This window comes from Anaerofustis butyriciformans (assembly GCF_036289385.1).
Classification (GTDB): domain Bacteria; phylum Bacillota; class Clostridia; order Eubacteriales; family Anaerofustaceae; genus Anaerofustis; species Anaerofustis butyriciformans.
Genome location: NZ_JAYFFH010000005.1, coordinates 127,711 through 141,146 on the forward strand (window position 1 = coordinate 127,711; position 13,436 = coordinate 141,146).

Annotated in this window: 8 protein-coding genes; all 8 read left to right on the forward strand. The window is 30.9% G+C overall.

What is annotated here, in order from left to right; genetic code table 11:
* Window positions 1-24 precede the first annotated feature (24 nt).
* Entirely contained in the window at window positions 25-1,164 is a 1,140-nt protein-coding gene (locus V2W16_RS08020) for a CDP-glycerol glycerophosphotransferase family protein (RefSeq protein WP_329384076.1), read from the forward strand.
* Window positions 1,165-1,182: 18 nt separating this feature from the next.
* Window positions 1,183-2,442: a dihydrolipoamide acetyltransferase family protein gene (locus V2W16_RS08025; protein ID WP_329384079.1), complete on the forward strand. Its 1,260-nt coding sequence runs from the start codon at window positions 1,183-1,185 to the stop codon at window positions 2,440-2,442.
* A gap of 13 nt (window positions 2,443-2,455) precedes the next feature.
* Window positions 2,456-3,817: a dihydrolipoyl dehydrogenase gene (lpdA, locus tag V2W16_RS08030; RefSeq protein ID WP_329384082.1), complete on the forward strand. Its 1,362-nt coding sequence runs from the start codon at window positions 2,456-2,458 to the stop codon at window positions 3,815-3,817.
* 12 nt (window positions 3,818-3,829) lie between these two features.
* A complete protein-coding gene (locus tag V2W16_RS08035) occupies window positions 3,830-6,292 on the forward strand; it encodes an alpha-ketoacid dehydrogenase subunit alpha/beta (protein ID WP_329384085.1) in 2,463 nt (820 codons plus the stop codon).
* A 191-nt stretch (window positions 6,293-6,483) separates the two neighbouring features.
* Window positions 6,484-8,235: a vWA domain-containing protein gene (locus tag V2W16_RS08040; RefSeq protein ID WP_329384088.1), complete on the forward strand. Its 1,752-nt coding sequence runs from the start codon at window positions 6,484-6,486 to the stop codon at window positions 8,233-8,235.
* 213 nt (window positions 8,236-8,448) lie between these two features.
* Window positions 8,449-12,171 (forward strand): phosphoribosylformylglycinamidine synthase, encoded by a 3,723-nt coding sequence (locus tag V2W16_RS08045; protein WP_329384091.1) that lies wholly within the window; start codon window positions 8,449-8,451, stop codon window positions 12,169-12,171.
* A 12-nt stretch (window positions 12,172-12,183) separates the two neighbouring features.
* Window positions 12,184-12,672: a 5-(carboxyamino)imidazole ribonucleotide mutase gene (gene purE, locus V2W16_RS08050; RefSeq protein ID WP_138269132.1), complete on the forward strand. Its 489-nt coding sequence runs from the start codon at window positions 12,184-12,186 to the stop codon at window positions 12,670-12,672.
* Between the two features lie 12 nt (window positions 12,673-12,684).
* Window positions 12,685-13,389 (forward strand): phosphoribosylaminoimidazolesuccinocarboxamide synthase, encoded by a 705-nt coding sequence (purC, locus tag V2W16_RS08055; protein ID WP_329384096.1) that lies wholly within the window; start codon window positions 12,685-12,687, stop codon window positions 13,387-13,389.
* The last annotated feature ends 47 nt before the right edge of the window (window positions 13,390-13,436 follow it).

Consider the following 13,436-nt stretch of genomic DNA (forward strand, 5'->3'; position numbering starts at 1 on the left):
CAAAGCTAAAATATGAGGTTTTTTATGAATAATATAGAATACATTTTATCTAATATATTTTTGCATTTATTTTATTATATATTCTTTTTTATTCCAATAAATAAGAAGAAGATAACTTTTGCTTCTCCAAGGAATACTATTTTAGAAGGAAATATTAAGTATATATATAGAGCATTATATGAAAAGCGTAAAGATTATAAATACATTTTTTTATTTGAAAAATATAGTTACTCTTTTTTAGGGAAAATTTTTTATTTATTTAGATTAATAAGAGGGGTATATCATTTATCAACTTCAAAAGTTTTTATTTTAGATAATGCATATTTCCCTGTTCATATAATTAAACATAAAAAAGGAACTACTGTAATACAAGTTTGGCATGGTGGTGGTGTATTTAAAAAGTTTGGAAATGACTGCGAAAATGTTGGAGAAAAGACTGAAGATAAGTTTAGACATAAAAATTATGATTTATGTATTATGGGTAGTGATTTTTCAAAAAAACATTTTGCAACAGCAACTGGGACAAGTTTGGATAAAATTATTGTTTTAGGTTGTGCAAGAACAGATTTGTTTTTTGATGATTCAAAACTTGAAAGAGTTAAAAATGAATTTTATGAAAAATATCCTAATTTGAAAAATAAAAAAATCATTTTATATGCACCTACATTTAGAGGTAGAGGAAGTAATGCTTATTGTGAATGTCATTTAGATAGAGATGAAATGGAAAAAGAGTTAAAAGATTTAGGTTATGTATTACTATATAAACCTCATTTAAGTGCAGTAGCTGAATATAACGAAGAAGATTCATTTTTAATAAATTTAGATAAAGATGATATATTAAATAAATTGATGCCTGTTTGTGATATTTTTATTACGGATTATTCTTCATCAATAATAGAATATGCAATTTTGAAAAAACCTCTTATTTTATATGCTTATGATGTTAAAGAATATGAGAAAAATCCGGGCTTTTATCAAGATTATGAAAAAGAAACTATAGGTGAAAAGGCCTATACAACAAAGGAGGTTATTAAACTTATTAAAGAAAATAATTTTAATTTTGACAATTATGATGAATTTATAAATGTTCACTATAAATTCCTTGATGGTAAAAGCTCACAAAGAGCTGCAGACTATATTATAAATAATTTAATGGAAAAATAAATTTTTAAGGAGGTAATTATGGCAACGGGCGTAATAATGCCTAGACAAGGGCAATCGGTAGAAAGTTGTATTATTACTAATTGGAACGTAAAAGAAGGAGACAGCGTAAAGGAGGGTGATGTTTTATTTGAATATGAAACAGATAAATCTGCTTTTGAAGAAGAAGCTAGTGTAGGCGGAACAATTTTAAAAATTTTGGCAGAAGAAGGTGACGATGTACCTTGTCTTGATATTGTTTGTGTGATTGGCAGTGAAGGTGAAGACATAAGTGAATTTTTATCTAAAGAAGAAAACGAAGTAAAAGAAGAAGTAAAAAACGACGTAGAAGAAAAGAAAGTTGAAGTAGAAAAAACACAAGTTACTTTATCTTCAGTTTCTGGTGAAAACAAAGTTTCTCCAAGAGCAAAAATGCTTGCAGAAGAAAAACATTTAGATTTAGACAAAGCTGTTGCCACAGGTCCAAACGGAAGGGTAATAGAAAGAGATATTTTAACTTTGGCTAAAAATGGATATAAAATCAATAATGAAATTCAACAAGAAGAAAGTTCTATTTTTATTAATGAAAATGTAAACGATACAATAAATGAATATGAAGATATTCCTCATTCAAATGTAAGAAAAGTTATTGCAAAATCAATGCATGCATCTTTAAGCAATATGGCTCAACTTACATTTAATCGTAGCTTTGATACTACAAACATGATGAACTATAGAAAGACTATAAAATCATCAATGGAAAGTTTAGGACTTAAAAAGATTACCGTAAACGACATAATAATGTACGCAGTATCAAGAATTATTTTAAATCACAAGAGCTTTAATGCTCATTATGATGATGAAAAATTGAGAGTATTTAACAATGTTCATTTAGGTATGGCTGTTGATACAAAGAGAGGTCTTTTAGTTCCTACAATATTTAATGCAAACAAGATGTCTTTAAATGAAATTTCAAAAAGATCAAAAGAACTTGGTGCTATGGCAAGTGAAGGTAAGATAAGCCCTGATTTATTGAGCGGTGCTACATTTACTGTAAGTAATTTGGGTTCTATGGGAATAGAAAGTTTTACTCCAATAGTAAATCCACCTCAAACAGGTATCTTAGGTGTTTGTGGTCTTGTTGATAAAATAAAAGTTGTAGATGGAAATATCGTTCCATATAAAGCAATGAACTTATCACTTACATGTGACCATAGAGCAGTAGATGGTGCTGATGCAGCAAGATTATTAAAGGATTTATGCGAAGCGCTTGAAAATTTCTCTGCTTTGCTTGCTAAATAGGAGGTAAATTTTTATGTATGATGTAATCGTTATAGGTGCAGGCCCAGGCGGATATCTTGCTGCTGAAAGAATATCAGCCGAAGGTAAAAAGACTTTACTTATTGAAAAAGAGCATATTGGTGGAGTATGTTTAAACGAAGGCTGTATACCTACAAAAACATTATTATATTCTGCAAAACTTTATGATGGAGCATTACACGGTGATAAATACGGAATAAGTGCAAAGGATATAACAATTGATCACAGTGCTGTAATAGATAGAAAAGATAAGGTTGTTAAAACTCTTGTTGGGGGTGTTTCTATGGCATTAAAATCAAAAAAAGTAGAAGTTATTATGGGTGATGCTCAAATTAAAGAAAAAAAAGACGGTAAAATTCAAGTAGAAGTAAACGGTGAGATAAAAGAAAGTACATATTTGATTATTGCGACAGGATCTGATAGTGTAAAACCTCCTATTCCTGGAGTAAAAGAAGGACTTGAAAGCGGATTTATTTTAACAAATAAAGAAATTCTTTCACTAAAAGAAGCTCCAAAGAAATTAGTTGTTATAGGAGGCGGAGTTATCGGTCTTGAAATGGCAAGTTATTTTAACTCTATAGGTTGTGAAGTTACAGTAGTTGAAATGATGGGTAAAATTGCCGGTCCTACAGATATAACAATATCTGAAAGTTTAAAGAAAGAATATGAGAAAAAAGGTGTTAAATTCTATTTAGAATCAAAAGTAACTAAAGTTGATGATAAATTTGTTTACTTTGAAAAGAATGGTGAAGAAAATAAAGTTGAAGCAGACAAAGTATTGTTATCAATAGGAAGAAGAGCAAATATTAACGGAATAGGTCTTGAAAATTTGAATGTATATACTGAAAGAGGCTGTATAAAAGTAGACGAAAAACAACAAACAAATATAGCAAACGTATATGCAGTTGGAGACTGTGTAGGTGGTGTTATGTTAGCTCATACAGCATACAGAGAAGCAGAAGTTGCAGTTAATAATATTTTAGGTAAGAAAGACAGAATGCAATATAACGCTGTTCCTAGTGTAATTTATACAAACCCTGAAATTGCAAGTGTGGGAGAAAGTGAACAAAGTGCAAAAGAATATGGTTTGGATATTATAGTAAAACAACTTCCTATGCAGTATTCCGGAAGATATGTAGCTGAAAATGAAGGCGGAAGCGGAATAATAAAAATAATTGTAGATAAAAAATGGAATACCTTAATAGGTGTTCATATGATGGGAAATTACTCAAGTGAAATTATCTTGGCAGCTGCAACAATGGTTGAAAGTAATATGAATATAGAGGAAATAAAAAAGGTAGTATTCCCTCATCCAAGTGTTGGTGAAATAATAAGAGAGGCAATATTTAGTATATAAGGAGAAAGTAAAATGACTAAGAGTTTATATGTTGACCCAAACGAAGTTAGAAAAAAAGGCACGATAAAATTCGAAGATATAAAAGTTAATGATTATCAAAAAAAGGTTAAAGATGTACTTGATGAATTCTCTACTGATGAATTTAAAAGAATATACAGAGATATGTGGTATATCAGAGAATTTGAAACAATGCTTAACTTAATAAAAACAAGAAGCGAATATGAAGGAATGGAATATAATAATCCCGGACCTGCTCATCTTGCCATTGGACAGGAAGCTGCTTATGTAGGTCAAGCTTTTGATTTAACCATTGATGATTATTCTTTCGGTTCTCATCGTTCTCATGGTGAAGTTTTGGCGAAAGGTTTATCTGCCATAGAAAAATTAAGCGATGAAGAATTAACTAAAATAATGGAAGAATTTGATGGTGGAAAAATCTATAAAATAATAAAAGAAAATACAACTTCAACTGATGTAAAAGATATAGCAAGAGAATTTTATTTATATGGATTTTTAGCTGAAATATTTGCAAAAGAAACTGGTTTTTCAAAAGGTCTTGGTGGTTCAATGCATGCTTATTTCTTACCTTTTGGTCTTTATCCTAATAATGCCATTGTAGGGGGCTCTGCTCCTATAGCTACAGGTGCTGCATTATATAAAAGAGCAAATCAGAAAAAAGGTATAGTAATTGCAAACTGTGGAGATGGTGCAATTGGATGCGGTCCTGTATATGAATCAATGAACTTCGCAAGTATGGATCAATTTAGAGAGCTTTGGGAAGATGGATTTAACGGCGGACTTCCTATTATTTATAATGTATTTAATAATAGTTATGGTATGGGTGGTCAAACTAAAGGTGAAACAATGGCTTATGGCATGGTTGCAAGATTAGGGGCTGGGGTTACTCCTAACCAAATGCATGCTGAAAGGGTTGACGGTTATAATCCTCTTGCTGTTATAGATGCATATAGAAGAAAGAGAAAAAAAGTTGAAAGCGGAGAAGGTCCGGTACTTCTTGAAGTTGTTACTTATAGATTCTCAGGTCACTCTCCATCAGACTCTTCTACATATAGAACAAAAGAAGAAATTGCTGCATGGGAAGAACAAGATTCAATAATTGATTTCGGAAATCAAATGGTAGAAGCTGGTGTATGCACTAAGGAAGATTTAAAGGAAATAGAACTTGCAGTAAGAGAAGATATTAAAAAAGCTGTTAAACTTTCAATCGATCCTGAAATATCACCAAGAATGGATCTTGATAATCATCCTGAACTTATGGAAAATATTATGTTTTCTAATGAAAAAATAGTAAACAGAGATGAAAGCAGAGTTCCTGAAATTAATCTTGAAGATAATCCAAGAATAAAAGCAATAGAAAGAAAAGTAAGAAGTGCTTATGATGAAGATGGTAAAAAAGTATCTAAAAACAAAGTTTTCCAAATAAGGGATGGTTTGTTTGAAGCGATAGTTGAAGGTTATAAAAATGACTCTACACTTATTGCCTACGGCGAAGAATGTCGTGACTGGGGAGGTGCTTTTGCAGTATATAGAGGATTAACAGAAGCTCTTCCATATCACAGATTATTCAATTCTCCTATTTCTGAAGCTGCCATAGTCGGAACAGCCGTAGGTTATGCTATGGCAGGGGGAAGAGTTATTGCAGAACTTATGTATGCTGATTTTATCGGTAGATGTGGAGATGAAGTATTTAATCAAATGGCAAAATGGCATGCAATGAGTGCCGGAGTACTTAAGATTCCTGTAATACTTAGACTTCCTGTTGGAAATAAATATGGGGCACAACATTCTCAGGACTGGAGCGGACTTTGCACACATATTCCAGGACTAAAAGTTGTTTATCCAAATACTCCTTATGATGCAAAAGGTCTTATGAATTCAGCACTTAGAGGAACAGATCCTGTTATATTTGTTGAAAGTCAAAAAATGTATGACAAAGGTGAAGAATTTGAAGAAAGTGTTCCAGAATGCTATTATGAAATAGAATTTGGTGAACCAAGCATAAAGAGAAAAGGAAACGATGTTACAATACTTACAATCGGTCCTACATTATATACAGCATTAGAAGCTGCTGATAAACTTGAAGAATATGGAATAAGTGCAGAAGTAATAGATGCAAGAAGTCTTGTTCCGTTTAACTATGAAAAAGTAATAGAATCTGTTAAGAAAACAGGCAAAATTATTCTTGCATCAGATGCATGTGAAAGAGGTTCATATCTTCAAGATATGGCAAGTAATATTACAAGACTTGCTTTTGATTATCTTGACGGACCTGCTGTTGTTGTGGGAGCTAAAAACTGGATTACTCCTGCGCATGAACTTGATCATACTTTCTTCCCTCAAAGCGATTGGATTATTGACGCCTTTCATGAAAATATAATGCCAATCGAGGGATACACCCCAAAACATAACTTTACACCTACAGAACTTATTAGACTAAATAAGCAGGGTGTATAACAAAAAGCTCTCCTTTAAGGAGAGTTTTTTGTAAAAAAACTATAAAAAAAGTGACAATAGATAAGTGAATATTAATAAGATAATTCTGCATAAAAATATAAAAATATGCAAAATCATATATAAAATAATAATATCATGAATGTCTCTAAAAGTATGCTTATTGTGATAAAACAAAGGAAAAGGAGATATTTATGAAAAAGATTTTTGCATTAATTTTATGTGGATTTATTATGTTAAGCCTTGTTAGTCCTGTAAGTGCATCAAATACGACTATAAATACGAACAAAATCATTGTTTCAGAAGAATTATATAATAATGGTGAACAAAGTCAGGTAGGAAATATTCCTACATTAGAAGAACAATTAACCGATCTTAACGGAACTATTTCGGCTGGTGAAGTTACAGGAAGTAAAAACGGATATTTTGAAAATGAAAAAGATAAAGAAGAGAGAACAGTAAAAATCAATATTGATTTAACAGCAAAGGGTGTTCAAACAGAAAGCGATACTATTTTTATTCTCGATGAATCAGGAAGTATGGGGTCGTATACGAGTAAGACAGAAGATGGTTTAGGTATAAATGGTGGTGGTGCATCTCCATGTCAAAATGTGGATCATTACTATAAGGTTGAGAAAGGAAAATACGGAGCAACCGAAGATACATATTTTAAATTATCAGATTATATGGCATTACCTTTTAATGGTTGGTCATCTTCTATTTTTACAAAAGTTAATTCTGATTTAGGGTTAAATTTAATAGCTGATAGAAGTACAATTACTTATTTAATAGATAATCATTATTGTAAAAAATCTGACGGATCTTATACTCATATACCACCAGATTATACATCGATGGGGTCTCCACGTGTTGATAATCCTTATGGATGTATTGATAAAGGAAATGTAGCTCATGCAGGTATATGGAATATAACTAAAAATTTAATAGAATCAAATCCAAACAATAGAGTTGCATTTGTAAGTTTTTGTTATACTTTAAGAGATAATGTAGATTTTTCTAATGACTTAGATATGTTAGAACCTATATTAAAAGATACACAGTTAGCTCTTGGAACAGATTATGGGACTGGATTCTCTGCTGCAAAAGCATTAATAGAAAAAAGAGAAAGTACGGATGTTCCTTTAAATGTAATATTTATTAGCGATGGTATGCCGACAGATTCATTCACTGTTAATAATGCTAATTATAAATATATAAAAAGTTTACCAAATACAAAAATATATACAATAAATATTATGTCTTCTGCATCAACATTATTAAGCAACATGGCTTCTTCAAGTGAATTGTATAGTTACTGTGCTGACTTAGATGAGCTTAATAATGTATTTAGTTCTCTTGCAGATTCATTAAGTGGATATCCAAAAATGGAAGTAACAGATGTAATTGACAAAGGATTTACCTTAAGAGTAGACAGTGAACATCCAATAACAATAGATGGGGTTGAATATACAAACATAGCCGATATACCAGCTGATATAGCAACAATAAGCGAAGACCAAAGAACACTTACATTTACACCTGAAATAGTAACTGAAAAAGGATATAGAATAAGCTTTTATGAAAGTTTAAATACAGAGGCACTAAATAAAGAGGATATAGCCGGAACATATTACACAAATGAAAAATGTGACATTACATATAAAAAATTAAATATAGACGGTGGAACAATAACTGAAGATAGTGAATTTACGACTATAAGTTTACCTTCGCCTGAATATAAAATAGTTACTACAGTTATAGATGATGGAAATAACGGTAATAACAATGGTAATAATAGTGGTAATAGTGATAATACATCAAATAATAATGACATACAAGGTGGAGTGAAAACATCAGATGAAAGCAATATATATCTTTATGTGATATTGTTAGGTGTGAGTATCTTTGGAATGGGATATGCTTTAAGAAAGAAATTTGTTAAATAAATAAAAAATAATTTTATGGACAGAGATAATATCTTTGTCCTTTTTTTCGTTAAAAAAATATAATATTTATATAAGAAATATATAAATTTTTTTAACTTTTTATATAAAAATATATAAAAATACTAATTAAAATATATAAAAATATGTTATTATTAATTAATACATAAAAGTTTAACTTTTTTAATAATATTATTACATGATTTGGAGTAAGAGATGATAAAAAGAGTATTTATAGGTAAAAAGGATGGGTTTGATACCTCAGGTGCAAATTTATTAAGTGATTTAAAAATCAACTTAAATATTTCTTCTTTAACTAAAGTAAACATATTTAATAGATATGATATTTTAGTTGACGGTGAAGAACATTTTGAAAATTTGGTTAACAATGTTTTAAGTGAAGTTAACGTTGATAATATTTATGTTGATAAATTGCCTGAATTTAGCGGTGCAACATTATTTGGTATAGAATACCTTCCGGGACAATATGACCAAAGAGCAGATTCTGCAGAACAATGTGCTAATTTAATTATGAACAATGAACAATTAAAGGTTAAAAATGCAAGAATTTATGTTCTTTATGGCGATATCAGTAATGATGAATTATTAAAAATTAAAAATTATTTAATAAATCCTGTCGATTCAAGAGAAGTCGAAGTTGACAGCAAAATCGATATGGAAGATGAAAAAGTAGAAGTTAAAAAAACTCCTATAATTGAAGGTTTCATAGATTCTGATGATGAATATCTTGAAAATCTTTTAAGTGAAATGGGTCTTGCAATGGATATAAATGACCTAAAACTTATAAGAGAATATTTTAAGAATGATGAAAAAAGAAATCCTACTCTTACAGAAATAAGAGTTCTTGATACTTATTGGTCTGACCATTGTCGTCATACAACTTTTTCTACTCATTTAACAGATATTGATATTGAAGCTGGTGGAATAAATGATGAAATTAAAGAGACATATGATGAATATATGGCTCTTAGAGATAAATTATATGTAGGTAAAAATAAACCTGTTACTCTTATGGATATGGCAGTAATCGGAACAAAAGAAATAAAAGCAAGAGGTTTATTAAAGGATCTTGAAGAAAGTGATGAGATAAATGCTTGCAGTATAAGAGCTGATGTAGATGTTGATGGAAAAGATGAAAAATATCTTATTATGTTTAAAAATGAAACACATAACCACCCAACAGAAATAGAACCATTCGGTGGAGCAGCTACTTGTCTTGGTGGGGCAATAAGAGATCCGCTTTCAGGTAGAAGTTATGTATATCAATCAATGAGAGTTACCGGTAGTGCAGACCCTACTGTAGCATATGATAAAACTTTAAAAGGTAAACTTTCACAAAGAAAAATTACAACAGGTGCTTGTCATGGTTTCTCTTCATACGGAAACCAAATCGGACTTCAAACAGGACAAGTTAAAGAATATTATCATCCAAATTATGTAGCTAAAAGGATGGAAATTGGTGCAGTTATAGCTGCTGCAAAAGAAGAAAACGTAAAAAGACTTACATCTGATCCAGGAGATATAATCGTTCTTGTTGGCGGAAGAACAGGTAGAGACGGTATCGGAGGTGCCAGCGGTTCTTCAAAAGAACATACTGAAAAATCAGTATTAACTGCAGGAAGTGAAGTACAAAAAGGTAATCCTATAGAAGAAAGAAAACTTCAAAGATTATTTAGAACTGATGAAGTTGCAAAAATGATTAAAAAATGTAACGACTTCGGTGCAGGCGGAGTAAGTGTTGCAGTAGGTGAACTTGCAGACAGCTTAAATATTAATCTTGATAGTGTACTTAAAAAATATGAAGGTCTTGATGCTACTGAAATTGCAATAAGTGAATCTCAAGAGAGAATGGCCGTTGTAATAGCAAAAGAAGACAAAGAAAAATTCATAGAAGCTGCAAGAAAAGAAAATCTTGAAGCCGTTCAAGTTGCAACAGTAACTAATGACGGTAATATCATAATGACAAAAGACGGCGAAGAAGTCTTAAAAATCAAAAGAAGTTTTGTTGATACTAACGGAGCAAGCAAAAATGCAAGCATTAAAGTTGGAAAAACTTCAAATGTTATATCTTCTTTAGCTGATAAAAATAAAACAAATAAAGAAAACTTTATAAATATACTTAAAAACCACAATGTTTGTTCTCAAAAAGGACTTGTTGAATATTTTGACAATACTATCGGGGCAAACAATGTTTTGATGCCTTACGGCGGAAAATATATGTTAAGTGAAGTTGATGGAATGGTAGCTAAAGTGCCTCTTGAAAAAGGAGATACAAAAACTGCAACTGTAATGACAAATGGATTTGACCCTGAATTATTAAGTGAAAATCCATATCTTGGTTCAATTTATGCAGTTGTTTCTTCTGTTTCAAAAGCAGTTGCAATAGGTGCTGATTATAAAAAATTAAGACTTTCATTCCAAGAATATTTTGAAAGACTTAGAAAAGACCCTACAAGATGGGCAAAACCATTTATTGCACTTCTTGGTGCTTTAAAAGTTCAACTTGAACTTAATACTCCTGCAATCGGAGGAAAAGACAGTATGTCTGGTTCTTTTGAAGATATAGATGTTCCTCCAACACTTGTTTCATTTGCTGTTGGTATTGTAAATGCTGATAAAGTTGTAAGCAGTGAATTTAAGAATGCAGGAAATAATGTATATGTAATTAAAATAAATAAAACAGAAAATAACACTCCTGAGTTTGAAAGCGTAAGAAAAGCCTTTGATTTGGTTCATGAATTAATTGAACAAGGAAAAGTAAAAGCTTCAAAATCAATAACTGTCGGCGGAGCTTGTGAAGCTGTTTCAAAAATGTGTTTCGGTAATAAAATCGGTTTTGAATTCTCAGATTCAGACTATGATATTTATGCTAAAAATTATGGTGATATCATTATTGAAACAAGCGAAACAATAGAAAGCGAAAATGCTGTTTTGCTTGGTAAAACAATAAGCGAAAAAGAAATAAGAGTTAAAGGTGAAGTTCTTGACCTTGAAATGCTTATAAAAGAATGGGAAAATCCATTGCTTAGCGTATTCCCAATTGACAGCGGAATTGAAACAGACGTAAAAGAAATCAGTTATACAAAAGGAAGTATAATAACAAGAAAAACAAGCATTGCTTCTCCAAAAGTTATCGTTCCCGTATTCCCTGGAACAAACTGCGAATATGATACTGCAAAAGCTTTTAATGAAGCAGGCGGAAACAGTGATATATTTGTATTTAAAAACAAAACTCAAAACGATATAGAAGATTCTGTAATCGAACTTGAAAAGAGAATAAGAAATTCTCAAATTATTGCCCTACCCGGCGGTTTCTCAGCCGGTGATGAACCTGATGGTTCTGCTAAGTTTATCGTAAGCGTATTTAAAAATGAAAGAATAAAAGATGCGGTTATGGATTTACTTAAAAACAGAGACGGCTTAATGCTTGGTATTTGTAACGGCTTCCAAGCTTTAATCAAAACAGGTCTTGTTCCTTACGGAGAAATAAGAGATCTTGATGAAACAAGCCCAACTCTTACATTTAACTTAATAAACAGACACATAGCAAATATTTCATATATAAAAGTTGCATCAAACTTATCTCCATGGTTTAAAAATGTAAAAGTAGGGGAAACATTTGTAAATCCTATATCTCATGGAGAAGGAAGATTTGTATGTAATGAAGAAGTTTTACAAAAACTTATAGATAACGGACAAGTTGCAACACAATACACAGATGAAAGCGGTAATTTATCTGTTTCACCAAAAGTTAATCAAAACGGAAGTGTATGTGCAATAGAAGGTATCACATCACCTGATGGAAGAATTTTAGGTAAGATGGGACACAGTGAAAGAAAAGGAAGCAACTTATATAAAAATATTTATGGAGAAATGGAACAAAATATTTTCTTAAGTGGTGTAGAATATTTCAAATAAAAGGAGAAACTAATGGGAAAAGTAGCAGTTATTATGGGAAGCGACTCTGATCTTGGAGTTGTAGAAAAAGGTTTAAAAGTGTTAAAAGAATTTGGTGTTGAATATGAAGCAAGAGTTATTTCAGCTCACAGAACACCAAGACAAGCTGAAGAGTTTGCAAGAAATGCAAAAGCAAACGGATTTGAAGTAATAATAGCGGCAGCGGGAAAAGCTGCTCATTTAGGAGGAGTTTTGGCAGCAATGACAACTCTGCCTGTAATTGGAATTCCAATTAAAACTTCATTAATGGGTGGTATGGATTCTCTTTTAAGCATTGTTCAAATGCCAAAAGGAATTCCTGTTGCAACAGTTGCTGTTGATGGAGCTGAAAATGCGGCTTTATTAGCTATTCAAATGATGGCGCTTAAAGATAAAGACTTGGATAAAAAACTTGAAGACTACAAAGTAAAAATGGAAGAAGAAGTAGTTGAAAAAGATAAAAAATTACAAGAAAGAATTTAAGGAGTGTTAAAAATGGAAAAATTAGAAATGTTATATGAAGGAAAAGCAAAAAAAGTATTTAAAACAGAAAAAGCAGATGAATATATCATCGAATATAAAGATGATGCAACAGCGTTTAACGGTAAGAAAAAAGATACAATTGCAAACAAAGGTATTGTAAATAATAAATTTACAGGTATAATCTTTGGTATGCTTGAAGAAGCCGGTGTTCCTACACACTTAATCAAAGTTCTTGACGATACTCATCAACTTGTAAAAGCTGTTGAAATTGTACCTGTAGAAGTTATTATAAGAAATGTTGCAGCAGGTTCAATTTGTAAAAACTTAGGACTTGAAGAAGGAAAAGAACTAAATCCTACAGTATTTGAATTCTGTTATAAAAACGATGATTTTGATGATCCTTTAATTAACGATTATCATGTTCTTGCAATGGGACTTGCAACACAAGAAGAAATTGATACAATCAAAGAATATACATTTAAAATTAATGAATTACTAAAAGATTTCTTCTTAAAACACAACTTAAAATTAATCGATTTTAAAATCGAATTTGGTAGATATAATGGAAAAATCGTTTTAGCTGACGAAATTTCTCCTGATACATGTAGATTATGGGATAAAGATACAAACAGAAAAATGGATAAAGACAGATTCAGAAGAGACCTTGGTGATGTAGAAGAAACTTATAAAGAAGTTTTAGGAAGAATAAGCGAATAAGGAATACTTTATTATTTATTAAATTAAAGAAATAAGGAGATTTTACT

Excerpts from the sequence above, each read along its gene's own strand:
- V2W16_RS08020 (WP_329384076.1), top strand. The coding sequence starts at position 25 with ATGAATAATATAGAATACATTTTATCTAATATATTTTTGCATTTATTT.
- V2W16_RS08025 (WP_329384079.1), top strand. The coding sequence starts at position 1,183 with ATGGCAACGGGCGTAATAATGCCTAGACAAGGGCAATCGGTAGAAAGT.
- lpdA (WP_329384082.1), top strand. The coding sequence starts at position 2,456 with ATGTATGATGTAATCGTTATAGGTGCAGGCCCAGGCGGATATCTTGCT.
- V2W16_RS08035 (WP_329384085.1), top strand. The coding sequence starts at position 3,830 with ATGACTAAGAGTTTATATGTTGACCCAAACGAAGTTAGAAAAAAAGGC.
- V2W16_RS08040 (WP_329384088.1), top strand. The coding sequence starts at position 6,484 with ATGAAAAAGATTTTTGCATTAATTTTATGTGGATTTATTATGTTAAGC.
- V2W16_RS08045 (WP_329384091.1), top strand. The coding sequence starts at position 8,449 with ATGATAAAAAGAGTATTTATAGGTAAAAAGGATGGGTTTGATACCTCA.
- purE (WP_138269132.1), top strand. The coding sequence starts at position 12,184 with ATGGGAAAAGTAGCAGTTATTATGGGAAGCGACTCTGATCTTGGAGTT.
- purC (WP_329384096.1), top strand. The coding sequence starts at position 12,685 with ATGGAAAAATTAGAAATGTTATATGAAGGAAAAGCAAAAAAAGTATTT.